The 23,857-nt window shown below is 57.6% G+C and carries 27 protein-coding genes and 1 tRNA gene; 10 read left to right on the top strand and 18 right to left on the bottom strand.

Going from position 1 to position 23,857, the window contains the following annotated elements; all coding sequences use genetic code 11:
- Window position 1 precedes the first annotated feature (1 nt).
- The 8 genes from hscA to trmJ form a co-directional block, all read right to left on the bottom strand.
- Complete coding sequence (gene hscA / locus HYE77_RS25335; protein ID WP_087695132.1) at window positions 2-1,864, bottom strand: Fe-S protein assembly chaperone HscA; 1,863 nt, start codon at window positions 1,862-1,864, stop codon at window positions 2-4.
- Window positions 1,865-1,915: 51 nt separating this feature from the next.
- Window positions 1,916-2,437 (bottom strand): co-chaperone HscB, encoded by a 522-nt coding sequence (gene hscB / locus HYE77_RS25330; RefSeq protein WP_008438289.1) that lies wholly within the window; start codon window positions 2,435-2,437, stop codon window positions 1,916-1,918.
- A gap of 8 nt (window positions 2,438-2,445) precedes the next feature.
- A complete protein-coding gene (gene iscA, locus HYE77_RS25325) occupies window positions 2,446-2,769 on the bottom strand; it encodes an iron-sulfur cluster assembly protein IscA (protein ID WP_003209680.1) in 324 nt (107 codons plus the stop codon).
- 28 nt (window positions 2,770-2,797) lie between these two features.
- Window positions 2,798-3,184: a Fe-S cluster assembly scaffold IscU gene (gene iscU / locus HYE77_RS25320; RefSeq protein ID WP_003209682.1), complete on the bottom strand. Its 387-nt coding sequence runs from the start codon at window positions 3,182-3,184 to the stop codon at window positions 2,798-2,800.
- Window positions 3,185-3,286: 102 nt separating this feature from the next.
- On the bottom strand, window positions 3,287-4,501 hold the full coding sequence (locus HYE77_RS25315; protein ID WP_008438290.1) for an IscS subfamily cysteine desulfurase: 1,215 nt from the start codon (window positions 4,499-4,501) through the stop codon (window positions 3,287-3,289).
- 50 nt (window positions 4,502-4,551) lie between these two features.
- A complete protein-coding gene (gene iscR, locus HYE77_RS25310) occupies window positions 4,552-5,043 on the bottom strand; it encodes a Fe-S cluster assembly transcriptional regulator IscR (RefSeq protein ID WP_003210305.1) in 492 nt (163 codons plus the stop codon).
- Window positions 5,044-5,345: 302 nt separating this feature from the next.
- The gene (gene cysE / locus HYE77_RS25305) at window positions 5,346-6,131 is read right to left on the bottom strand and encodes a serine O-acetyltransferase (protein WP_008438291.1); all 786 of its coding nucleotides are present in this window, start codon (window positions 6,129-6,131) and stop codon (window positions 5,346-5,348) included.
- Window positions 6,132-6,133: 2 nt separating this feature from the next.
- Window positions 6,134-6,904, bottom strand: a complete 771-nt coding sequence (gene trmJ / locus HYE77_RS25300) for a tRNA (cytosine(32)/uridine(32)-2'-O)-methyltransferase TrmJ (RefSeq protein WP_003210307.1) — start codon at window positions 6,902-6,904, stop codon at window positions 6,134-6,136.
- 145 nt (window positions 6,905-7,049) lie between these two features.
- On the opposite strand from trmJ, the gene suhB reads away from it, so the two are divergent.
- Complete coding sequence (suhB, locus tag HYE77_RS25295) at window positions 7,050-7,865, top strand: inositol-phosphate phosphatase (RefSeq protein ID WP_003175971.1); 816 nt, start codon at window positions 7,050-7,052, stop codon at window positions 7,863-7,865.
- Between the two features lie 51 nt (window positions 7,866-7,916).
- Here the strand turns inward: suhB and HYE77_RS25290 are convergent, their stop codons facing one another.
- From HYE77_RS25290 to queA, 6 genes are all read right to left on the bottom strand, one after another.
- Window positions 7,917-8,465: a glycine zipper 2TM domain-containing protein gene (locus HYE77_RS25290; RefSeq protein WP_003210309.1), complete on the bottom strand. Its 549-nt coding sequence runs from the start codon at window positions 8,463-8,465 to the stop codon at window positions 7,917-7,919.
- A 123-nt stretch (window positions 8,466-8,588) separates the two neighbouring features.
- Window positions 8,589-9,503, bottom strand: a complete 915-nt coding sequence (gene secF, locus HYE77_RS25285; protein ID WP_003210311.1) for a protein translocase subunit SecF — start codon at window positions 9,501-9,503, stop codon at window positions 8,589-8,591.
- A gap of 9 nt (window positions 9,504-9,512) precedes the next feature.
- Window positions 9,513-11,381: a protein translocase subunit SecD gene (secD, locus tag HYE77_RS25280; protein ID WP_003210312.1), complete on the bottom strand. Its 1,869-nt coding sequence runs from the start codon at window positions 11,379-11,381 to the stop codon at window positions 9,513-9,515.
- A 62-nt stretch (window positions 11,382-11,443) separates the two neighbouring features.
- On the bottom strand, window positions 11,444-11,782 hold the full coding sequence (yajC, locus tag HYE77_RS25275) for a preprotein translocase subunit YajC (protein ID WP_003175975.1): 339 nt from the start codon (window positions 11,780-11,782) through the stop codon (window positions 11,444-11,446).
- Window positions 11,783-11,825: 43 nt separating this feature from the next.
- Window positions 11,826-12,941, bottom strand: coding sequence for a tRNA guanosine(34) transglycosylase Tgt (tgt, locus tag HYE77_RS25270; protein ID WP_003210314.1), 1,116 nt, complete (start codon window positions 12,939-12,941; stop codon window positions 11,826-11,828).
- A gap of 5 nt (window positions 12,942-12,946) precedes the next feature.
- Entirely contained in the window at window positions 12,947-13,996 is a 1,050-nt protein-coding gene (gene queA / locus HYE77_RS25265; RefSeq protein ID WP_003210316.1) for a tRNA preQ1(34) S-adenosylmethionine ribosyltransferase-isomerase QueA, read from the bottom strand.
- A gap of 108 nt (window positions 13,997-14,104) precedes the next feature.
- Between queA and HYE77_RS25260 the strand changes: the two genes are divergently transcribed.
- The 3 genes from HYE77_RS25260 to HYE77_RS25250 all read left to right on the top strand — a co-directional run bounded on the left by HYE77_RS25260 (window position 14,105) and on the right by HYE77_RS25250 (window position 15,916).
- Window positions 14,105-14,189 (top strand) — tRNA-Leu (locus tag HYE77_RS25260).
- A gap of 630 nt (window positions 14,190-14,819) precedes the next feature.
- The gene (locus tag HYE77_RS25255) at window positions 14,820-15,485 is read left to right on the top strand and encodes an acetyltransferase (RefSeq protein WP_008438437.1); all 666 of its coding nucleotides are present in this window, start codon (window positions 14,820-14,822) and stop codon (window positions 15,483-15,485) included.
- Window positions 15,485-15,916, top strand: coding sequence for a MaoC family dehydratase (locus HYE77_RS25250; RefSeq protein ID WP_087695135.1), 432 nt, complete (start codon window positions 15,485-15,487; stop codon window positions 15,914-15,916). Before HYE77_RS25255 ends, HYE77_RS25250 begins: the two co-directional genes overlap by 1 nt.
- Window positions 15,917-16,047: 131 nt before the next feature.
- On the opposite strand, the gene HYE77_RS25245 is transcribed toward HYE77_RS25250, so the two are convergent.
- Window positions 16,048-17,079: a hypothetical protein gene (locus tag HYE77_RS25245; protein WP_083853252.1), complete on the bottom strand. Its 1,032-nt coding sequence runs from the start codon at window positions 17,077-17,079 to the stop codon at window positions 16,048-16,050.
- A 561-nt stretch (window positions 17,080-17,640) separates the two neighbouring features.
- Between HYE77_RS25245 and HYE77_RS25240 the strand changes: the two genes are divergently transcribed.
- A complete protein-coding gene (locus HYE77_RS25240; RefSeq protein ID WP_008438439.1) occupies window positions 17,641-17,970 on the top strand; it encodes a hypothetical protein in 330 nt (109 codons plus the stop codon).
- On the opposite strand, the gene HYE77_RS25235 is transcribed toward HYE77_RS25240, so the two are convergent.
- Window positions 17,967-18,602, bottom strand: a complete 636-nt coding sequence (locus HYE77_RS25235; RefSeq protein ID WP_003210319.1) for a LysE family translocator — start codon at window positions 18,600-18,602, stop codon at window positions 17,967-17,969. The genes HYE77_RS25240 and HYE77_RS25235 overlap by 4 nt on opposite strands.
- Before the next feature lie 157 nt (window positions 18,603-18,759).
- Between HYE77_RS25235 and HYE77_RS25230 the strand changes: the two genes are divergently transcribed.
- The 5 genes from HYE77_RS25230 (at window position 18,760) to HYE77_RS25210 (ending at window position 21,706) form a co-directional block, all read left to right on the top strand.
- A complete protein-coding gene (locus HYE77_RS25230; RefSeq protein WP_177069730.1) occupies window positions 18,760-19,128 on the top strand; it encodes a PH domain-containing protein in 369 nt (122 codons plus the stop codon).
- A 37-nt stretch (window positions 19,129-19,165) separates the two neighbouring features.
- Window positions 19,166-19,486, top strand: a complete 321-nt coding sequence (locus tag HYE77_RS25225; RefSeq protein WP_008438441.1) for a hypothetical protein — start codon at window positions 19,166-19,168, stop codon at window positions 19,484-19,486.
- A gap of 125 nt (window positions 19,487-19,611) precedes the next feature.
- A complete protein-coding gene (locus tag HYE77_RS25220) occupies window positions 19,612-20,766 on the top strand; it encodes an S-type pyocin domain-containing protein (protein ID WP_177069728.1) in 1,155 nt (384 codons plus the stop codon).
- 6 nt (window positions 20,767-20,772) lie between these two features.
- Entirely contained in the window at window positions 20,773-21,027 is a 255-nt protein-coding gene (locus HYE77_RS25215; RefSeq protein ID WP_102368185.1) for a colicin E3-like toxin immunity protein, read from the top strand.
- Window positions 21,028-21,082: 55 nt separating this feature from the next.
- Window positions 21,083-21,706, top strand: a complete 624-nt coding sequence (locus HYE77_RS25210) for a DUF3916 domain-containing protein (protein WP_177020400.1) — start codon at window positions 21,083-21,085, stop codon at window positions 21,704-21,706.
- Between the two features lie 37 nt (window positions 21,707-21,743).
- Here HYE77_RS25210 and HYE77_RS25205 read toward each other — a convergent pair whose 3' ends face one another.
- The gene (locus tag HYE77_RS25205; RefSeq protein WP_177069726.1) at window positions 21,744-23,117 is read right to left on the bottom strand and encodes a sensor histidine kinase; all 1,374 of its coding nucleotides are present in this window, start codon (window positions 23,115-23,117) and stop codon (window positions 21,744-21,746) included.
- Window positions 23,114-23,776, bottom strand: coding sequence for a response regulator (locus HYE77_RS25200; RefSeq protein ID WP_177069725.1), 663 nt, complete (start codon window positions 23,774-23,776; stop codon window positions 23,114-23,116). The genes HYE77_RS25205 and HYE77_RS25200 overlap by 4 nt, the downstream gene beginning before the upstream one ends.
- Window positions 23,777-23,857: the final 81 nt, after the last annotated feature.

Genomic DNA, 23,857 nt, shown 5'->3' with positions numbered 1-23,857 from the left:
GTTAATCCTCAAGTTCGTTCAAGTTGCGGCCCGCCAGGGCGGCTTTCACCGTCTGGTCCATGCGACGGGCGGCAAAGGCATCGGTCACTTGCGACAGGCGCTTGGTCTGTTGCTCGATGGCGTAACCATCGGTGCCTTTCATCAATTCAGCCAGTTCCTGCATTTGCAGGTCGATAACCATGCGCTCTTCGGCATCCAGCAGACGCTCGCCGTCAGCTTCAAGGGCGCCCTGCACCGCTTCGAGCAGGCGCTGGGCGTCGACTTGCTGCTCACGCAGCACGCGGGCGACCTTGTCGTCCCCGGCGTACTGGAACGAATCCTTGAGCATCTTGGCGATTTCGCCGTCGGTCAGGCCGTAGGACGGCTTGACCTGGATGCTGGCTTCAACGCCGGAGGCCAGTTCGCGAGCGGCAACGCTGAGCAAGCCGTCGGCGTCGACCTGGAAGGTCACGCGAATCTTCGCCGCACCAGCCACCATCGCCGGAATGCCGCGCAATTCGAAGCGCGCCAGGGAACGGCAGTCGCTGATCAGCTCACGCTCGCCCTGCAGCACATGAATCATCATGGCCGTCTGACCATCTTTGTACGTGGTGAAGTCCTGGGCGCGGGCAACGGGGATGGTGGTGTTGCGTGGAATCACCTTCTCCATCAGGCCGCCCATGGTTTCCAGCCCCAGAGACAACGGGATCACGTCAAGCAGAAGCAGTTCGCCACCATCACGCTTGTTACCGGCGAGGGTATCGGCCTGGATCGCGGCACCGATAGCCACCACTTGATCCGGGTCGATTTCAGTCAGCGGCTGACGGCCGAAGGCTTCAGCGACCGCCTCACGAACACGCGGCACGCGGGTCGAACCACCCACCATGACCACGGCGACCACGTCTTCCAGCTCGACACCGGAATCACGCACGGCGCGGCGGCAGGCTTTCAGGCTGCGGGCGACCATCGGTTCGATCAACGAATCGAACGCTTCACGGGTCAATTGAGCCGACCAGCTACCGTAGGAAACTTCAACCGACGCAGCGTCAGTCAGCGCTTCTTTGGCGGCACAGGCAGTTTGCAGCAAATTACGTTGCGCACCCGGGTCCAGGTCGGCAGACAAGCCGGCGCTGGTGATGATCCAGCCAGCAATGGCGTGATCGAAGTCATCGCCACCCAGGGCGGTATCGCCACCGGTAGCCAGCACTTCGAAGACACCGCCGGTCAGGCGCAGGATCGAAATATCAAAGGTACCGCCGCCCAGGTCGTAAATAGCCACCAGGCCTTCGGCGTGCTGATCCAGGCCGTAAGCCACAGCGGCTGCGGTCGGCTCGTTGAGCAGGCGCAGCACGTTCAGGCCGGCAAGTTTCGCCGCATCCTTGGTGGCCTGGCGCTGAGCGTCATCGAAATATGCAGGAACAGTAATCACCGCACCTACCAGTTCGCCACCCAAGGTGGTCTCGGCGCGCTGGCGCAAGACCTTGAGGATATCGGCCGACACTTCCACCGGGCTTTTCGGGCCCTGGATCGTGTCGATGAACGGCATATGTGATTCGCCGCCGACAAAGCGGTATGGAAGCTGGTCGCCCAGCTGCTTGACGTCGGACAAACCACGACCCATCAAGCGCTTGACCGACAGCACGGTATTCAAAGGATCGGTAGACGCCGCCAGCTTGGCCGACTCGCCCACTTCGGTGCGGTCAGCGTGATAACGCACGGCAGACGGCAGGATGACCTGGCCATCCGCGTCGGGCAGCGGCTCGGAAAGACCGCTGCGCAATGCAGCGACCAGCGAATTGGTAGTGCCCAAGTCAATCCCGACCGCCAGACGACGCTGGTGCGGTTGAGGACTTTGACCGGGTTCGGCGATCTGCAGTAGGGCCATGGTAATCAGGACTTATCTGTATATCAGGCGTGCAACCTGGGCGGCACTGGGTTAATCGTCGAGGCGCTCTTCTAACTGGCGCACTTCGTAGGTGAGCTTGTCGAGGAACTGCATGCGCCGCATCAGGCGTTCGGCCTGTTCACGTTGCGCTGCATCATCCCAACAGGCTGCGAAGCTTTCGTTGAGTTCATCCTGGGCCACTTTCAGACGGCGCTTGAACACTGCGACTCCGGCCAGATCAGCCTCGTCCTGCAGTTCTTCAAGCTCCTCGCGCCATTGCATCTGCTGCATCAGGAAATCAGGGTCCTGGACCGTGACTTCAAGCGGCAGCTCGCGACCGCCCATCGCGAGCAGGTAGCGCGCGCGTTTGGGAGGGTTCTTGAGCGTCTGATAGGCTTCGTTGAGGCTGGCTGATTGCTCCAGCGCCAGGCGTTGCTCACGCTCGGAAGCGTCAGCGAAGCGGTCCGGATGCACCCCACGCGCCAGTTCACGGTAGCGCGTGGCAAGCTGTTCAAGGTCCAGTCGAAAACTCGGCTGCAGCTCGAACAAAGCGAAATGACAAGGAGTACCCACGATCAGCCTCAGATGTTGAAGCTTTCGCCGCAGCCACATTCACCGCGCACGTTGGGGTTGTTGAACTTGAAGCCTTCGTTCAACCCTTCCTTGACGAAATCGAGTTCGGTGCCGTCCAGGTAGGTCAGGCTTTTCGGGTCGATGATCACTTTTTCGCCGTGACTCTCGAACACCTGATCTTCCTCGACCACCTCGTCGACAAACTCCAGCACGTAGGCAAGGCCGGAACAGCCTGTGGTGCGAACACCCAGACGAATCCCCTCACCTTTACCGCGCCCATTCAGGGAGCGGCGAATGTGCTGCGCAGCCGCTTCTGTCATGCTGATAGCCATCGTGACTCCTTACTCGTCGCCAAATTGCTTAGATCAAGCCTTTCTTCTGCTTGTAGTCGCGAACGGCCGCCTTGATGGCGTCTTCTGCGAGTACCGAGCAGTGGATTTTCACTGGCGGCAAGGCCAGTTCTTCGGCCAGCTGGGTGTTGCTGATAGTCACAGCCTCATCCAGGGTCTTGCCTTTCATCCATTCGGTCGCCAGGGAGCTGGAGGCGATGGCCGAACCGCAACCGTAGGTCTTGAACTTGGCGTCTTCGATAACGCCAGCTTCGTTGACCTTGATCTGCAGGCGCATAACGTCGCCGCACGCCGGAGCGCCGACCATGCCGGTGCCGACATCAGGGTCTTCCGCGTTCATCTTGCCGACGTTGCGCGGGTTTTCGTAGTGGTCGATGACCTTTTCGCTGTAAGCCATGGTACTGAATCCTCACTCATCAGGGCCGCTCTGGAACCCTGCAAATACGCCTGCGTTTTCCGCCACGTCTTTACAGAGCCTTTTGGGTGGCGGCTTCTATATTTAGTGTGCCGCCCACTCGATCTTGGAAATGTCGACACCGTCCTTGTACATGTCCCACAGCGGGGACAAGGTACGCAGCTTGGTGACGGCCTCGCAGACTTTCTGCGCGGCGTAGTCGACTTCTTCTTCGGTGGTGAAACGGCCGAATGTAAAGCGGATCGAGCTGTGAGCCAGTTCGTCGTTGCGGCCCAGGGCGCGCAGGACGTAAGACGGCTCAAGGGAAGCCGAGGTGCAGGCCGAGCCGGACGAAACCGCCAGGTCCTTGAGCGCCATGATCAGCGACTCGCCTTCGACGTAGTTGAAGCTCAAATTCAGGTTGTGCGGTACACGGGCGGTCATGCTGCCGTTGATGTACAGCTCTTCAAGGTGCTCGACCTGCTTGTAGAAGCGATCGCTCAGGGCCTTGATGCGCACGTTTTCGGCAGCCATGTCTTCCTTGGCCACACGGAACGCTTCGCCGATGCCGACGATCTGGTGGGTCGCCAGGGTGCCCGAACGCATGCCGCGCTCGTGACCGCCGCCGTGCATGGTGGCTTCGATACGTACGCGAGGCTTGCGGCTCACGTAGAGCGCGCCAATGCCTTTAGGGCCGTAGGTCTTGTGGGCAGAGAACGACATCAGGTCGACTTTCAGTTTCGACAGGTCAATATCGACCTTGCCGGTGGACTGCGCAGCGTCGACGTGCAGCAACACACCCTTGGAGCGGGTCAGCTCGCCGATGGCGGCGATGTCGTTGATGGTGCCGATTTCGTTGTTCACGTGGATCACGGAAACCAGGATGGTGTCTTCACGCATCGCGGCTTCGATCATCGCAGGGGTCACGATACCGTCGGTGGTTGGCTCGAGGTAGGTAACCTCAAAACCTTCACGCTCCAGTTGGCGCATGGTGTCGAGGACAGCCTTGTGCTCAATCTTGGTGGTGATCAGGTGTTTGCCTTTGGTCGCGTAGAAATGCGCCGCACCCTTGATTGCCAGGTTGTCGGACTCGGTGGCACCGGAGGTCCAGACGATTTCACGTGGGTCGGCATTCACCAGGTCAGCGACCTGGCGACGAGCGTTTTCCACTGCTTCTTCGGCTTTCCAGCCGAAAACGTGGGAACGGGACGCCGGGTTACCGAAGTTTCCGTCAACCAGCAGGCATTCGCTCATCTTTTGCGCGACACGCGGATCAACCGGGGTGGTCGCTGAGTAATCAAGGTAAATCGGCAATTTCATGGACTTTCTCCTAAATCAGGCTGGCTGGCGTGCCGTTAGCTCTTCGGCTGTCACTCGACGGCGGACGCTTCAATCTTGTCCAGACGCGGCGCCTTGGTGTTGCAACGGCGCTGGTCCTGACGCTGGGCTACTTCTTGCACCTCACGGCGAGTCACAAGATCAGCCAAGCTGATACCACTCAAAAACTCATGGATCTGCAGGCTCAGGTCACACCACAAGTGGTGCGTGAGGCAGGTGTCACCAGCGTGGCAATCACCCAGCCCCTGGCATTTGGTGGCATCGACGGATTCATTCACCGCGTCGATCACCTGGGCGACCTGGATGCCCTGCATGTCGCGGGACAATTGATAGCCGCCGCCTGGACCACGAACGCTGGAAACCAGATTGCTGCGGCGCAACTTGGCGAACAACTGCTCGAGGTAGGACAGGGAAATGCCTTGGCGCTCGGAGATATCGGCCAGGGACACCGGCCCATTTTGCGCGTGCAAGGCCAGGTCAAGCATGGCGGTCACCGCGTATCGGCCTTTTGTAGTCAGTCTCATGGACAAGTACCAAGGTGTTTCAGAATGGGAGCAAGTATGCGATTCCCGAGTATTTAAGTCAACTATAAGACCTAGTACTTTAGTCAGGAATACCCGTAAAAAGGGCGCGCGAATCATAGCAGGGCGGGACGGGATGGACCAGCGGGAACAGGGCCAAGCGGGAATTCGGGACTAATGAAGGTCAAAATGTGGGAGCGGGCTTGCTCGCGAATGCGGTGATTCAGTCAATATATTCGGTGACTGACGCGCAGCTTTCGCGAGCAAGCCCGCTCCCACATGGGTTTTGCAGTGATTGCGAGACTTCAGCCAGCCTTGGTGGCGGCACTTTCGTCCTTGATCTCGGCGAAGTCTTCCTTGCGCAGCTCAGGCAGATCCTTGGCGCAGTAGCTGCTGCCGAGGTCTTTCAGGGCACCGCACATACCGTCCAGCTTGCCGTCCACCGCTTGCAGGTGATCCAGCAACTGACCGATGGCACGCGCTACCGGGTCAGGCATGTCTTCGCTGACGCCATAGGCATCGAAGCCGATCTTCTCGGCCATGGCCTTGCGCTTGGCTTCCTGCTCATCACCGACCTCCGGCTTGACGATGATCCGCCCGGGAATGCCGACAACCGTTGCGCCAGGCGGTACAGCCTTGGTCACCACAGCATTGGAGCCGACCTTGGCGCCCGCACCGACGGTAAACGGACCGAGCACCTTCGCGCCCGCCCCGACTACAACGCCATCTTCCAGCGTAGGGTGGCGCTTGCCTTTGTTCCAGGTTGTGCCACCCAGGGTCACGCCCTGGTACAGGGTCACGTCATCACCAATCTCGGCGGTCTCGCCAATAACGATGCCCATGCCGTGGTCGATAAAGAAACGACGGCCGACCTTGGCGCCCGGATGAATCTCAATCCCGGTCAACCAACGGCCGAAGTTCGACACCAGCCGCGCCAGCCATTTCCAGCCCATGCCCCACAAGGCGCCGGACAGGCGATGGATCCAGATCGCGTGCATGCCCGGGTAGCAGGTCAGCACTTCAAAGGCGTTGCGCGCCGCCGGGTCACGGTGGAAAACACTCTGGATATCTTCTCGCAAACGCTCGAACATTTTTAATCCTTCCGCTTAAGAAGCTCGCCACGGGCCGCTTTCTGGGTTTCCGTGAGGATGCCACGCAATATATTCATTTCTGCCCGGCTGACCGAGCTGCGTCCGTATAGCCGGCGCAGACGCGCCATCAAGTGCCGCGGTTTTTCCGGATCGAGGAACTCGATGGCCACCAGGGTTTGCTCCAGGTGCTCATAGAATCGCTCCAGCTCGTCCATGGTGGCCAGTTCGCCACTCTTGGTCGATGCAACCTCATCCTTTTCAACCTTGCTTGGCTGGCCTTCAGCAGCCAGCCAGGCCATGCGCACTTCATAGCTCAACACCTGCACCGCTGCCCCGAGGTTCAGCGAACTGAACTCAGGGTCTGATGGAATGTGCACGTGATAATGACATCGCTGCAGCTCTTCATTGGTCAGGCCGGAGTCTTCACGGCCGAATACCAAGGCGATTTCAGCGCCGCCGGCGGCCTCTTCCACGACTTTGGTCCCGCATTCGCGAGGATCCAGCAGCGGCCAGGGGATGCGACGGTCGCGAGCGCTGGTGCCGAGCACGAGGTTGCAGCCGACCAGGGCGTCTTCCAGGGTGGCAACGACCTGGGCTTTTTCGAGGATGTCATTGGCGCCGGACGCGCGCGCATCGGCCTCGTGGTGCGGGAACACACGCGGCTCCACCAGCACCAGGCGCGTCAGCCCCATGTTCTTCATGGCTCGCGCCACGCCGCCGATATTGCCGGGATGACTGGTATTGACGAGGACGACACGGATGTTTTGCAGCAAGGGAAGCGCTCTCGGACACGGGAAAGGGGAGCAAATCTTACAGAACAGCCTAAGGTTATGCCATGAAAGGTAACGTCGTCCTTCACCTGAAGAAAGTTTCTGCTAGAATGCTCGGCTTTCTTTAACAACCTTAGGTGACACATCCATGCAGCCCATGCTGAATATCGCGCTGCGCGCCGCCCGCAGCGCCAGTGAATTGATCTTCCGCTCCATCGAGCGCCTGGATACCATCAAGGTCGACGAAAAAGACGCCAAGGATTACGTATCCGAGGTGGATCGCGCCGCCGAGCAGAAAATCATCGACGCGCTGCGCAAGGCCTACCCTACCCACGGCATCCTCGGTGAAGAAACCGGTTTGCACAAAGGTAGCGGCGAAGGCGAAGACTACCTGTGGATCATCGACCCACTGGATGGCACCACCAACTTCCTGCGCGGTATCCCGCACTTTGCCGTGAGCATTGCCTGCAAATACCGTGGCCGCCTGGAACACGCCGTTGTGCTGGACCCGGTTCGCCAGGAAGAATTCACCGCCAGCCGTGGCCGTGGCGCCCAGTTGAACGGTCGCCGCCTGCGTGTCAGCGGTCGCACCAGCCTCGACGGCGCCCTGCTGGGTACCGGCTTCCCATTCCGTGACGACCAGATGGACAACCTGGAAAACTACCTGGGCATGTTCCGCGCCCTGGTTGGCCAGACCGCCGGCATCCGTCGCGCCGGCGCAGCCAGCCTGGACCTGGCATATGTCGCTGCCGGCCGTTTTGATGCGTTCTGGGAGTCGGGCCTGTCCGAGTGGGACATGGCTGCAGGCGCACTGCTGATTCAAGAAGCGGGCGGCCTGGTGAGCGACTTCACCGGTGGTCACGACTTCCTGGAGAAGGGTCACGTGGTTGCCGGCAACACCAAATGCTTCAAGGCAGTCCTGACGGCGATCCAGCCGCATCTGCCGGCTTCGCTGAAGCGCTAAGCGAGCGAGCACAAAAAAGCACCCCTCGGGGTGCTTTTTTTATACCTGGGATTACTGCTGCGGCTGGTTCTGACCGATAACCAGGCGCCCTTCCTTGTCGACGGGGATCTGGTTGCCCGGATCACGATCCATGCGCACGGAGCCTTCCTTGCCGTCCAGGGTGTAACGTACGTCGTACCCGACAACCTTGTCGCTGATGTCATTAACGGTATTACAACGAGTTTGCGTGGTGGTGTAGGTATCGCGGTTCTGCATGCCTTCCTGAACCTTGTTACCAGCGTAACCGCCACCGACCGCACCGGCCACGGTGGCCAGCTTCTTGCCATTACCGCCGCCGACCTGATTACCCAACAGGCCGCCCGCCAGCGCACCGACCACCGTACCGACGATCTGATGCTGATCCTGCACAGGTTTCTGCCGGGTTACGGCAACATCCTTGCATACTTCACGCGGGGTTTTAATCTGGGTTTTCACCGGCTGCACCGCCAGCACTTGCGCATACTCAGGGCCGCTTTTTACCAGGCTGTAGGTGGCAACAGCACCCCCGGCAGTCACACCGACAGCACCCAATACCGCACCAACCAGTAACGACTTGTTCACGTGAACCTCCTGACCATCACAAACGGACCGAACGATCCGCGCTATACCCAGCCTTGGAGCAAAAAAAAAGGCGCGAGTTCAATACTCGCGCCTTATTTGTAACAGCAGATCAACAATCACCCATCAAGGGCGGTCGTCGACCTCCTTGCCGGTGCTGGCAGGAGGGATCAAGTCTTCGCTGTTGAGGTTCAGCCAGATCAGTACCACGTTGGCGATGTAGATCGACGAGTAGGTACCCGCCAGCACGCCGATGAACAGCGACAGCGAGAAGCCCCACAGGTTGTCGCCACCGAACACCATCAGTGCGGCAATCGCCAGCAAGGTGGAGATCGAAGTCGCCATGGTGCGCAGCAGGGTCTGGGTGGTGGAGATGTTGATGTTCTCGATCAACGTCGCCTTGCGCAGCACCCGGAAGTTCTCACGAACCCGGTCGAATACCACGATGGTGTCGTTGAGGGAGTAGCCAATGATTGCCAGCACCGCCGCCAATACCGTCAGATCGAAGGTGATCTGGAAGTAGGCCAGGATACCCACGGTCACGATCACGTCGTGGATCAGCGACACAATGGCGCCGACACCGAACTTCCACTGAAAGCGGAAAGCCAGGTAGATCATGATGCCGACCAGCGCCATCAGCATGCCGAGGCCGCCCTGGTCGCGCAGCTCTTCACCTACCTGCGGGCCCACGAACTCGACGCGCTTGACCGACGCCGGGTTGTCGCCGCCGACCTTCTGCAAGGCCTCGGCTACCTGGTGCCCCAGTTGCGGGTCTTCGCCGGGCATCCGCACCAGCAGGTCGGTGGTTGCACCAAAGCTCTGGACGATGGCTTCGTGATAGCCAGCCTTGACCAGCTCGTTGCGCACCAGGCTAACGTCGGCCGGCTTCTCGTAGGTCAGCTCGATGAGCGTACCGCCGGTGAAGTCCAGACCGTAGTTCAGGCCCTTATGGAACCAGCTGAACAACGCCAGAACGGTCAGGAGCATGGTGAAGCCGAACGCAACGTTGCGAACGCCCATGAAGTTGATTGTACGTAACATGGCAGCCCCTTAAATCCACAACTTCTTGAAGTCACGTCCGCCAAAGATCAGGTTGACCATTGCGCGGGTCACCATGATGGCCGTGAACATCGAGGTAAAGATACCGAGGGACATGGTCACCGCAAAACCTTTGACCGGGCCTGTGCCCATGGCAAAGAGAATCCCGCCGACCAACAGGGTGGTCAGGTTGGAGTCGAGAATTGCAGTAAATGCCCGGCCGAAGCCTTCGTTGATTGCCCGTTGCACGGTCATGCCCGCAGCAATCTCTTCACGAATCCGCGAGAAGATCAGTACGTTGGCGTCAACCGCCATACCCATGGTGAGTACGATACCGGCGATACCTGGCAGGGTCAGCGTTGCACCCAGCAGCGACATCAGGGCCAGCAGCATCACCATGTTGCCCGCCAGCGCGACGGTGGCGATGACGCCGAAGAAGCGATAGATGGCGATGATGAACAGGGAGACGAACAGCATGCCCCACAGAGCAGCGTCGATACCCTTGGTGATGTTGTCAGCACCCAGGCTCGGGCCGATGGTACGTTCTTCAGCGAAGTACATCGGGGCGGCCAGGCCACCGGCACGCAGCAGCAGCGCCAGTTCGGATGACTCACCCTGGCCGTTCAGGCCGGTGATGCGGAATTGAGCACCCAGCGGCGACTGGATGGTCGCCAGGCTGATGATCTTCTTCTCTTCTTTAAAGGTCTGTACCGGTACGTCTTTCTCGACGCCGTCGACCACTTGCTTGGTGTAGGTGGTGACAGGACGCTGCTCGATGAAGATCACCGCCATGCTGCGACCGACGTTGCTGCGGGTTGCGCGGCTCATCAGTTCGCCGCCGTGGCCATCCAGGCGGATGTTCACTTCAGGCGTACCGTGCTCGCCGAAACCAGCCTTGGCGTCGGTCACCTGGTCACCCGTAATGATCAAGCCACGCTCGATCAGTGCAGGTGGACGATTGCCTTCACGGAACTCGAACTCTTCTGCAGTAGCACGGGTAGCACCCGGCTCAGCCGCCAGGCGGAATTCCAGGTTGGCTGTTTTACCCAGGATACGCTTGGCTTCAGCGGTGTCCTGCACGCCCGGCAGTTCAACCACGATGCGGTTGGCACCCTGGCGCTGAACGATCGGCTCGGCCACACCCAGCTCGTTGACGCGGTTACGTACCGTGGTCAAGTTCTGCTTGATCGAGTATTCACGGATTTCCGCCAGCTTGGCCGGGGTCATCGCCAGACGCAGTACCGCCTGACCATTGAGGTCGGCCGGAACAATGTCGAAATCGTTGAAGTTCTTGCGGATCAGCGCACGGGCCTGTTCGCGGGTTGCTTCGTCAGCAAAGCCCAGCTGGATGGCACCGTTGAGCTGCGGCAGGCTGCGATAACGCAGGCGCTCTTTACGCAGCAGGCTCTTCACATCGCCTTCGTAGACTTTCAGGCGAGCGTCGAGGGCCTTGTCCATGTCCACTTCCAGCAGAAAGTGCACACCACCGGACAAGTCCAGACCCAGCTTCATCGGGTGTGCGCCGATCGCGCGCAGCCATTTTGGCGTGGTCTGTGCCAGGTTCAGTGCGACGACGTAGTCATCACCCATGACCTTGCGCACAACGTCTTTTGCCGGCAATTGGTCTTCTTGCTTGGTCAGGCGCAACAAGCCGCCCTTCGCATCAGCAGCCAAACTTGCCGCTTTAACCTGGATACCCGCGTCGGTGAGCGCTTTGCTCGCACGGTCCAGATCAGCCTGATTGACCTGCAGCGCAGTGCTGGCGCCAGTGATCTGGATAGCCGGGTCATCAGGATAGAGATTGGGAGCGGAATAAATAAAACCGATCGCCAGCACCGCCAGGATCAGTACGTATTTCCACAGAGGGTATTTGTTCAGCATCACGCCGCCCGCTTATAACGCGGGGCGCCTTGCGCGCCCCGTCGATTGGTAAAGGTTGTTACTTAGATCGCTTTGAGCGTGCCTTTTGGCAGCGTGGCAGCGATGGCGCCCTTCTGGAACTTCATTTCTACGGTGTCGGAGACTTCCAGAACCACGAAAGCGTCGGACACTTTAGTGATCTTGCCGGCGATGCCGCCAGTGGTCACGACTTCGTCGCCTTTCTGCAAGCTGCCCAGCAGGTTCTTCTGCTCTTTGGCGCGCTTGGCCTGTGGACGCCAGATCATCAGGTAGAAGATGACCAGGAAGCCGACCAGGAAAATCCACTCAAAACCACCGCCCATAGGACCGGCAGCGGCCGGTGCAGCGGCATCAGCCATGGCATTAGAGATAAAAAAGCTCATTTAGCACTCCAGTTGCAAATAGTGAATCTTAGGGTCGGAAAACTCAGTCCAAGGGCGGCACAGGCAGCCCGCGCTTGGCATAGAAGGCATCGACGAAGGCGGCCAATGTACCCTGTTGAATAGCCTCGCGCAAACCAGCCATCAGGACTTGGTAGTGACGCAAATTGTGGATGGTATTCAACATGCTACCCAGCATTTCCCCACACTTGTCCAGATGGTGCAGATAAGCGCGCGAGAAGTTCTGGCAGGTGTAGCAGTCACAGGTAGGATCCAGCGGCGATTCATCATGGCGATGGAACGCGTTACGGATCTTCAGCACGCCTGTATCGATGAACAGATGCCCATTGCGGGCATTACGGGTTGGCATCACGCAATCGAACATGTCCACACCGCGGCGCACACCCTCTACGAGATCCTCCGGTTTGCCAACGCCCATAAGGTAACGAGGTTTGTCAGCCGGCATCAGGCCCGGCAGGTAATCCAGCACCTTGATCATCTCGTGCTTGGGCTCGCCCACCGACAGGCCGCCGATGGCCAGGCCGTCGAAGCCGATCTTGTCCAGGCCTTCCAGCGAGCGCTTGCGCAAGCTTTCATGCATGCCGCCCTGCACGATACCGAACAGGGCAGCGGTGTTATCGCCATGGGCGTTTTTCGAGCGCTGGGCCCAACGCAACGACAGCTCCATGGAAATCCGCGCGACGTCTTCATCGGCCGGGTACGGCGTGCACTCGTCGAAAATCATCACGATGTCGGAGCCCAGGTCACGTTGCACCTGCATCGACTCTTCCGGGCCCATGAACACTTTAGCGCCGTCGACCGGGGAGGCGAAGGTCACGCCCTCCTCCTTGATCTTGCGCATGGCGCCCAGGCTGAACACCTGGAAACCACCGGAGTCAGTGAGGATCGGGCCTTGCCACTTCATGAAGTCATGCAGGTCGCCATGCTTCTTGATCACTTCGGTGCCCGGGCGCAGCCACAGGTGGAAGGTGTTGCCGAGGATGATCTCGGCGCCCGTGGCGACGATGTCACGCGGCAGCATGCCTTTTACCGTGCCGTAGGTTCCGACCGGCATAAAAGCCGGGGTCTCGACGGTACCGCGAGGGAAAGTCAAACGGCCGCGGCGAGCTTTACCATCCGTGGCCAGCAATTCAAACGACATACGACTCATGATTGTTCCTCTGGGCCGCGCGGCGCCGGATTACGGGTGATAAACATCGCATCACCGTAGCTGAAAAAACGGTATCCGTTATCGATGGCGGCTTGATAAGCGGCCATGGTCTCGGGATAACCGGCAAATGCCGACACCAGCATCAACAGCGTGGATTCCGGCAAATGGAAATTGGTCACCAGGGCATCGACCACATGAAACGGCCGGCCCGGGTAGATAAAGATGTCTGTGTCGCCACTGAACGGCTTGAGCACGCCATCGCGCGCCGCGCTTTCCAGCGAGCGCACGCTGGTCGTACCGACCGCCACCACCCGCCCGCCGCGCGCCTTGCACGCGTCAACCGCATCCACGACGTCCTGGCTGACTTCCAGCCACTCGCTGTGCATATGGTGGTCTTCGATGTTATCCACACGCACCGGCTGAAACGTGCCGGCCCCCACGTGCAGGGTCACATAGGCCGTTTCAACGCCTTTGGCGGCAATCGCATCCAGCAGCGGCTGGTCGAAATGCAGCCCCGCCGTCGGTGCAGCCACCGCGCCCAGGCGCTGGGAATACACCGTCTGATAACGCTCGCGGTCCGAGTCTTCATCCGGGCGGTCTATATAAGGAGGCAACGGCATATGGCCGACGCGTTCCAGCAGCGGCAACACTTCCTCGGCAAACCCAAGCTCGAACAACGCATCATGACGGGCCAGCATTTCTGCTTCGCCACCGCCATCGATAAGGATCTTCGAACCCGGTTTCGGCGACTTGCTGGAGCGCACATGGGCCAGCACGCGATGGCTGTCCAGCACCCGCTCCACCAGGATTTCCAGCTTGCCGCCGGATGCTTTCTGGCCAAAAAGGCGAGCCGGAATCACCCGGGTATTGTTGAAAACCATCAAGTCGCCTGGGCGTAAATGCTCAAGCAAATCAGTGAATTGACGGTGTGCGAGGGCACCGCTGACCCCGTCCAGGGTCAGCAGTCGACTGGCGCGACGCTCGGCCAAAGGATGGCGAGCGATCAGCGAATCAGGGAGCTCAAAAGTAAAGTCAGCAACGCGCATGATGGGGTTCGTCTAGCAGGGCCGGGAAGTCTAGCGGAAATAGTGAAAATTGACCATGAAACGTGATTGACCAACGGTAATCTCATCTCTATACTTCGCCGCCATTGAGCCCTGATGGCGGAATTGGTAGACGCGGCGGATTCAAAATCCGTTTTCGAAAGGAGTGGGAGTTCGAGTCTCCCTCGGGGCACCATCTAAAGGTTTCATGTTGTTCTGACATGCTGCTGATACACAGCAAAGCCGGCCACTGCGCCGGCTTTCTTGTTTCTGCTTATCCCTTCTTTTCCAGTATGTTCCTTGTTGTCTTATTCGGCGTTGATGTATGTTCGCCAAAAATACGAACTTGGCTCCATGAAAATTGAAGCGGTCCGGCATCAAGCGCGCCCTTCTCGCTGACACAGTCCTGTTATCACTTGAACCCGAAGCCAAGCAGTGCTGTGAGACCTATGACGTCGCTCGTACTTACTTCCGTGCGCCGCAAGCAAGCCTGCCAGTCACTGCGGACATGATCCATGTGCGAGCCAAGGACGCGTCAGGCGACGCCCTGACCGGCCGCTTCAGGCCAGAGCTCAGCACGAAGGTGAGCACCCAGTAGAAGCTCATTACAACAGAACACAGTACAATCAACCCCTTTAGAACCGCCGCCTCTTTACAAGACGATAGACAATCACAAGGAACATCGTCATGCAGCGCATCGTTTTGACGGTATAGCCCAGGCACGATGACAAAAGGCAGGCACACAACAACTCGTCGGTGACGAAGCAATTTCATTCGGGGCCGGCCGTGACTTGACAGCTGCCCAAATTCGTTAAAAGGAGTCAACATGAATACTTATGCAATTGTTGGAGCTGGGGGATTTGGCCGAGAAGTGCTGCCACTCGTAAGAGAGAAACTCGGCGTGCTCAGCGAGGAAAAATTTCAGATTGTATTTGTCGATGATGGATCGCAAGCGGCAGAGATTAACGGCGTAGCAGTGATGACCACCGCTGAATTCAATGCATTGTCATCAGGCGAAAAATTCTTCAACATCGCCATAGGTAATAGCAGGATTCGCGAGCGAATTGCCGCCGAAATGATTTCTTCGGGAGCGCTGCCATTCACAATACACTCCATCAATAACAGTGTAAGTTTAGACTGCAACGTAATAGGTGAGGGCGCAATTTTATGCCCATTCACAACCATTACATCCAATACAAAAATCGGGAAATACTTTCACGCCAACCTGTACTCTTATGTCGCACATGATTGCACGATAGGTGACTTCGTAACTTTCGCACCAAGCGTAAAATGTAACGGTAACGTCACCATAGAAGATCATGCCTATATAGGAACAGGTGCCATTATTAAGCAGGGAACACCAGAAAAACCAATTGTCATTGGTGAAGGGGCTGTTGTTGGGATGGGAGCCGTAGTGACCAAGAGCGTTGCACCGGGCACCGTAGTTGTCGGAAACCCGGCCAAACCACTTCGAAAGGGACTGGGCAGCTGATGAGAGACTTTACCATGGGGTCCGTTCCCATTGCTGAAATTACAGTTGGAATGAAGGCAAGCTACTCTCAAACTATAACGGACGCTGATATCAAGGCATTTGCAGGTATTAGTGGCGACCACAACCCTGTACACGTCGACAGAGAATATGCTGAGGCTTCAAGGTTTGGCAAGCGTATCGCACATGGATTAATGTCTGCTGGTTTTTTCTCTGCCATATTCGGCACAAAAATCCCGGGGCCTGGTTGTGTGTATGTATCGCAGAGCCTGAATTTTTTACGCCCCGTCTATATTGACGACACTATCGTTGCAGAAGTTACAGTAACTAAAGTAGACTTGGAAAAACGCCGAGTTTTTTTCGATACTATCTGTAGCGTAAAAGGCAAGAAAGTCATTAGCGGATCTGCAGAAATCTTTATCCCAAACAAATAGCAACCACCCCGCTTTTTTGGGCGGGGCGGTTTCATCAATGGCGCAGAATGACTATCTCAACTCGAGAGCTTCAAGGCTTACAGTTGGAGACTAAATTACAATAGTACCCCTCAACACAATGCGCCACTCGCTTAAGAAAAACTTTGCATATTAGAAATATAGCATTCAGTGTTTTCCGGGCTTTCGTAACGATCAAGGATGAGAGGCATGTCGGTCCTCGGGCGAAGAAAGCCACTTCTCAGCGATTGAGTGTAGACTCCAACGTTAACATTATTGCGACGAGCCCTTGCGTCGACCGACACGCTGTCAATACAGTAATTCATTGCACTGCCATTCCCACAAAGCTCGCCGCCGCTATTTATCATGCGGGATGAGTCCTGCCCTTCCATCACGACACCCCAAGCATTCTGCTCTGGCCCACCGCCTGGCACAGTGCCGGTGCAATAACAGTCGATCACAGAGTTGTTATTGCCGCCATTATCAATAAGAACAAGCGCTCGTCCTTTCCAATTAACCGACGTGATGTTCTGCACTGTACAATGCTGAGCGTAATGTAAATGCACGCCTACGGCGGAGTTCCCCGTAAATTCAAGACCTCGAATAAAGACGTTACGAATCGGCACACAAGTTGCCACGATAGCGCCGTTAGGATGTGCCGTCTTCAAGGCGTTATTAATTACCAAGGAGCCACCAAGCACGCGGAGAACTTGGCGAACCTCCATCGGTCCGTCGAGTGGCAGAGGCATACTTGCAAAATTAGTCGATGCATCCGAAATTACAATCCAATCCCCCGCCACATACTTTGTCGCGTCAGCGACGAAAATTTCAGTTTGATTCAGACCTGCTGCGCGAACAAGATAACTTGCCGGGCGTACCTTTCCTTGGTAATCAAACGCAGCATAACTTGGATCGGTAGGGGAGTTGGGGTTGCGGCCGATTCCGCTTGAATCAATTCGTACCTTTTCAATCCCCGGTGCTGGCTCGATGATGAGGCCATGAGCCGGAGTTAAATCCAACTTATTGAGAGATACGGGGGTCTTGATCGGGCATACGTCCCGATTGATTTGAATCCAACGATATCCAGCCTGAATGATTGATCTTAGCTGTGGCCCGTTATCGAGCGATGCGCTTGGCATAAACACATATGGAGTATCTTGATACATTGGTTACCTTATTCCTTAAATTAAATCGTCTCGCCTTCCTGGCGAGAAACAACTGTACATATAAACAGTACAAAAGTAAAGAAATGTGTAGGGATTTTCTCAGCCCCCCTAAATTCTGACACCACGTGAGCGCTCGATTCGATAAGCCTGCCGTAGCGCCAAGCGCAGTGACCAGCGTTGCCCTGGACTGAGCGGCGCGCCCGACCAAGGATATGATGCGCCTACTGGACATTGATCGTACGACCCTGCCTCCCCTTCAAATCTCGGCCAATGTTTGGATCAACCTCAAAGGCAGACAGTAAGCACACTGCGTAAGTATACTTGTCGCGGCCCGCCATCTTCACAGGGCAACAGTTGCAACAAAACGTCGTCACACAAACCTCCCTCTATGGTCACGTGTATGGACGAACTTGAAACACCTATGGCCCTCAAGGTTGCTGAATAGCTTGGCCCTCCCAATGAGGCGACCATCTTAAAAAGACCTTGAAGTCCAAGGTCTTTTTTTCGCCTGCAGGAAAGTGATGATGGGCGGGCGAACGCGAGAAAAGAGGAACCTTGGCCATGGAACAGACGCTGGAAGCTGTAGCGCTTTTTGCTCTCAAGCTGGTGCATGAGACCGAAGGTGCGAGCCCGATTCTGCGGGACGACCTGGTCATGGACGGCTATGAGCGGGAGGTGTTTGGCTTGCTGGTGCGCAAGGGCGATATCAACGTCATCCAGCATAAGATCGACGAGTGCCTGGCATTGGCCCTCGAATCCCTGGGCGGTGCACACACCGTGATGGGCCGCGAGCTGCAACGGCTTGCGGTGGATGCGCGCCAAGCGACGACACTCGAAGAACTCAATGCCCCGCTCAACGCACTCAAGGATTACCTGAAGGCGATCCTTTAACGCCTGCCTTCGACCGCCATGCGTACAGCCAGGCCCATCAGCACCGAGCCCATCAACCAGCGCTGTACGGTTTGCCAGACCGGTTTGCGGATGAAGAACCCCGCGATCGAGCCCGCCATCAGAGCGATCAGCCCGTTGACGCTCACGCTGATCATGATCTGCGTAAAGCCCAGTACCAGCGATTGCGAGAGCACACTGGCGTGCCCGTTGGGGTCGATAAACTGGGGCAGCAACGACAGATACATCACTGCCACTTTGGGATTCAGCAGGTTGGTGACAAAGCCCATCATGAACAGCTTGCGCGGGCTGTCCTTGGGCAAGTCCCGCACCTGGAAGGGCGACCGGCCACCCGGCTTCACCGCCTGCCAGGCCAGGTAAACCAGATACAGCGCCCCGCCGAGCCGCAGCGCGTCGTAGGCATAGGGAACCGCCATCACCAACGCGGTGATACCCAATGCCGCGCAGAACATATAGACGACAAAACCCATCGCAACGCCGCCCAGGGAAATCAGCCCGGCCACTCGCCCCTGGCAGATCGACCGCGAAATGAGGTAAATCATGTTCGGGCCGGGCGTCAGCACCATGCCGAGCGAGATCAGGCCGTAGGCAAGCAGGCTGGAGAGTTCGGGCATGGTGTGGCTCCTTGACGACGTAAAACCTTGTGATGGCCGGCGGGTTGTTGGCGCCATGGTAGGTCGATAAAAGGAACACCGTTAGATACAGATCCGCGAGCAAAACGTCATACACCGGTACCGGCATCTGCTGCACCACTCACCCAAGGAAAGGCACATGATCGACTTCAACAACAAAGGCTTCTTCAAGCTCAAGCAGAACAACGAATACGCCGAGCGCGTTTCGTCATTGCTGCTGGATGATGAGCAGGTCATCGATTCCTATAAGGCCATGCGCGATGGGGTGGTGTTCACCACCAAGCGCATCATCGCCGTGAACGTGCAATGGATTACCGGCAGCAAAAAAGACTTCACGTCCCTGCCGTACAAAAACATCGTCGCGTATTCGGTGGAAACCTCCGGGACGTTCGATCTGGATTCGGAGCTGGAGATTTACTTTTCGGCGGTGGGGAAAGTGAAGTTTGAGTTCACGGGGAAGACGTCGATTGTTGAGATATCGAGGGTGATTTCCCGGCATGTGCTTTGAACCGTTACGAAAACTCCGCTTTTAAGGATTTCCCACTATGGGCCCAAAAACCGCAGAGCTAATCGATGTGCTTGAGGAACTTGCCATCCTGCTGGAAAGCGATGGGGACAATCACTGGAGCCGATGGATGCGTAAGGCCAAAACCTTATTGCAAGCATCCGATTACTCCGGAATCACCTATTTGCGCTCTGCATACGGCGGAATGGGCTCGTTCAATGACCTCGTTCTTGGACAAAGCAGCGAAGGCGGCGTTTTTTTCTGGAAGCCTGGATACAAGGAGTTGAACGACCGGTTGGACGGGTTACGTAATAAAGCCGCGCAGTTGGGCGCGCAGATACAGCGCTCTCAGGCAGAGTAAACGTGCTTGAATCAATGTAGCGATTGCTAAAGTGACTTTTCCCACACCTCCCATCGAACAACGAGAATTTCAGGTTCTTCTCCGCTCTCATAGGCTCGCTTCCTTGCACAGGGAAGTGAGCAGCCATGACAGAGCGCGCGTATCCAATTACCGAAGAAGAGCAGCTGAAGCGGCGAATCCTGACGCCGCAGCCTAAGCAGATTCCGTATTCACCGTTCATTGATTTGTATGAAGCCCCTCCCGCGCCCACGCCTGAACCCGCGAGAATTCCAGGTCATGTATTCGCCAAGTCGTGCCAACTGCCCGACGGGATCATCAGCTACAACAACCCCACCGGTTATGTGCCGCTTGAGCTGATCAAGGATTACGGCCACTTCACGCTGTTAGGCGGACGGGAAGTGGACAGCCAAGGCGGCGTATCCCTCAGGAAAATCAGCGGTAGTGCCCTACCCGTTGGGCTTGGCCAGCTTGTGCTGCGTACATCCGCGTTGGAGTCCGCGGCTGCGGCGGTCGGTGCCGCCGCTGGGGGTTTGCTTGCAGGGCTAGTGGCGCTGGCCTGGCCGTCGGAGCTTGGCGACAGTGCGCTCTATAGCGAAGAGCAGCTTCGTCACCTGCAAAAAGCCCGTTCGCGGATGCGGTTGCATATCGAGCAACGCGCCGATGGGACGCTGAAGGGATATGGGTTTTACACCGGTAAAAATACCGACTGGCAGATGATCGATGTGGTGCAGTTTCAGAGTCGTGACAGTCAGTTCGTGGCGGATCTTGGCGAGGGTGTGGAGCTGATTTGGACGCCGGCCATTGATCCTGGCGACACCCTTGGCATTCCGGCATTGGAAGCTGCACCGCAAGCTCCGGTGATGTGGATTTATCCGCCGACGGAGGCTGCCGAGCAGATTCTGGTTAACCCGATTTATCCGCCGGAGTATCGGGATTTTATTCTGGTGTTTCCGGTGGAGTCGGGGGTTCGGCCGCTGTATGTGGTGGTTAGCGTTAGGGCGGGCGATCACAAATACCATTCCGCTCCCGGCACAGACGAAATCACCGGTTTCCTAAACCTGAGCAAGGCAAAACCCAAGACCCCAAAGCAAGGTGGGGCAGGGCTTAGAGAGCGCTGGATTGATGACAAAGGACGGATAATTTACGAGTGGGACTCGCAGCACGGCGAACTAGAGGCGTATAGAGCAAGCGATGGCAGTCACTTGGGGGCGTTCAACCACATAACTGGTGAACGGCTGAAAAAGCCTAAGAAAAAACGAAATATCAAAAAATTTTTGTGAGGGCATATGGGACTGAAATTAAGACTGGAATGGTTCGATAAGTCGACAGAGCTTGGTTTAGGAATAGAGCGCTCCGCAGACTTGGGCGAGGACTATACCGTTGTCGACTCGCTCAGACTGTCCGTTGAAGACGACATTAACAACGGAATGTTCCAGCTGCGTGAAGAATGGCTATTAACTATACAGCCGCTCTTCAGCCACAAAATTATTTCGTCGGAAAGTGACTACTTTCTCGCTCTCGATTATAGAAAGTCCTGGTGATCAAGAATAAGCCCGGGCCTCACAAACAGAAGCAAACCAAGAGTATTCATACCCTATGCGTCGTCTTGCACTTTCAGACAAAAAACTCCGCAACATCCCCAGGCGCTTGCGCGCAATAAGCCGATGGGCAGATAGTTTCGAAGGCTGGTTTTTAGAAGACTTCCCAGTGAGGCGAGGATTTGAAAACTTCAAAATCCCCGTCATAGAAACCTTGGTCGAAGGCAAGCAAACAACCCCGGCGATCCAGGCACACTGCGCTCAGCAATTGATCAACGCGGCCGCGCACCTGATTCAAGCCCGGCCCGATGAAACACCTGAATGCTGGATCGTAGCAGCCATTCTTGTGCCCGACATGTTCTCAAGCGAAGTCTGCGTCTACATCGATAAAAGCCGCTACCTCGGCGCTATTCTGCCCTTCGACTACGACTACTTTCGTCAAACCCGAATAACGGGCAGAAGCCTTGCAAACGAATGGGGGTTGATCATCCCCCCAGGCCTACACGAGGTGGGTTTTCACTTCATCCACGAAGATGAGGACGGAGAACAGTTCGAGTCAGAGCATTGGTATTTCGGCGAGGTCAGTTCATCGGATGAAGACCCGGGCGGCGACCGCTGGAAGTACAAGACTTTCAAAGCATTTCAGGCAGAACATCCGCATTTATTCAGCACAGCACCGTAGCCTTGCGATGAAAGCCGTGCTTATAACGACGGCCTTTTCAAGCAGCCCCCTCGCTAAAACTCAACCGCGCACACAACCCACCCACCTCCCGGTTATACAACTCCAACCGCCCCCCAATCTTCCCCACGATCATCTGCACAATCGCCAACCCCAACCCCGCCCCATTTGCATTCCCGCGGCTATAAAACCGCTCGAACAACCGCCCAATCTCCCCCTCATCAATCCCCGGCCCCGCATCCTCCACACACAGCTGCACCCCTCCTGAATCCGTCCCCCGCACCATCACCCTCACCTCACTCCCCGCCGGCGAGAAATTCAGCGCATTGGTCACCAGGTTCTGCAGCGCAATCGCCAACGCCACGGGGTCCGTTTCAATCCAGCATTCCTCATCCCCTTCCAGCACCAACTCAACGCCTTTCTCCATCGCCAGGGGCGTCAGTTCCGCAAGTTCTTCGCGCACCAACTCCGTCAACGGCACACGCACTCGTACGGTGCTGTTCAACTGCGGCTCGATGCGCGCCATGGTCAGCAGTTGGCTGCCAATACGCGTCGCCCGGTCCACGCCATTCACCAGGAAGTCCAACGCCTCTCGCCGCTGCTCGTCGGTTTCCGCGCTCTGGGCGTTCTGCGCGTGAATGCGCAATATCGCCAACGGCGTGCGCAGTTCATGCGCCGCGTCCGCGATAAACCGACGCTCCCGCTCCAGCAGGTCATCCACCTGCACCAGCAGGCGGTTCAGCGCGGTTTGCATCGGTTCCAGGTCCGCCGGCAACGGTTCAAGTTGCAGCGGTCGCAACGTATTGCTGTCCCGCCCGCGAATGGCCTGGGCCATGGCGCGCAGGGGCTTGAGGCCCCAGCCGATGGTCAGCCAGATCAACAACGCCAGCAGCGGCACGCCAATCAGGATGGGCCAGAGGGTGTGGCGGATGATGCGCTGGATCACGTCCTGGCGAATGTCGTCGCGCTCGCCCACCCAAATGAGCAGGCCTTGTTGCATGTCGGCGAGCATGAACGCGCACCAGTCGTTGCCGTTTTCCATCAGGTCGTGAGGCCCGAGGGTGGTGGGCGGTGCGTTGAGGATCGGCGCGTCGGTGGAGCGCACCAGCAGTTGGCCGTCGGCGCGCCATACCTGGAAGGTCAGGCGGGTTTCGTAGGGGTGCGCGGCGCCGTCTTCGCCGACGCGGCTCATGGCTTGATCGAAAGCCTGGTAGAGGCGGTCCCAGTCGGCATCGCCGGGGTCGCGCTGGCGCAGTACGCCTTGCAGCAAACGGGCACTTTGGGCGAGTTGAGCGTCGTAGACTTCTTCGATTTCGTGGTGGCTGTCCCGCAGCACCAGCCAACTGATCAGGCCATCACCCAGCAGGATCAGCACCAGTACCGGAATGAGGATGCGCGCGCGGACCGAGTTCATGGCTTGAGTTCCACCACGTAGCCCACGCCGCGTACGGTGCGGATCAGTTCGGTGGAGAGTTTTTTGCGCAGGTTGTGGATAAGGACTTCGAGGGTGTTGCTTTCGACGCGGTCCTGCCAGCCGTACAGCGCGCGGGACAGACGTTCGCGGGTGACGACTTTGCCGGGGCGCACCATCAGTTGGTGCAGCAGTTGGTATTCCATCGGCGTCACCACAACGTCCTCGCCTTGATAGCTGACCTGTTGGGTCGCCGGGTCCAGGCTCACGCCCGCATGCTCCAGCAATGGCTGCGCCCGCCCCTGGCTGCGGCGCAACAGGGCGCGGACGCGGGCCTTGAACTCTTCGACATCGAAGGGTTTGACCAGGTAGTCGTCGGCGCCGGCATCCAGGCCGGCAATGCGTTCGGCGGTGCCGTCGCGGGCGGTGAGGATCAGCACCGGCAGGTCGTATTGCCCGGCGCGCAGGGTTTGCAGGAGTGTGAGGCCGTCGAGGCGCGGCAGGCCGAGGTCGAGCAGCAGCAGGTCGAAGCTTTCGGTGCGCAACGCGTGCAAGGCGCTGACGCCATCCTGCAACCAGTCCAGGGTGTAGCCTTCGGCGCCCAGGGCCACGCGGATCCCTTGGCCAAGGGCACGATCATCTTCGACAAGGAGCAGGCGCATAACTGATTCTCTGGAGTAACCGGCGGCATGATGCCGTGTAACCGTCGAGGCTATTTCGGGAAAGATGTTACGGGCCGTTGC

The sequence above is a fragment of the Pseudomonas sp. IPO3774 genome, from assembly GCF_013386835.1.
GTDB lineage: Bacteria > Pseudomonadota > Gammaproteobacteria > Pseudomonadales > Pseudomonadaceae > Aquipseudomonas.
Note: the sequence above shows the minus strand (reverse complement) of the source record. Positions and strands in the feature narration are given on the sequence as shown.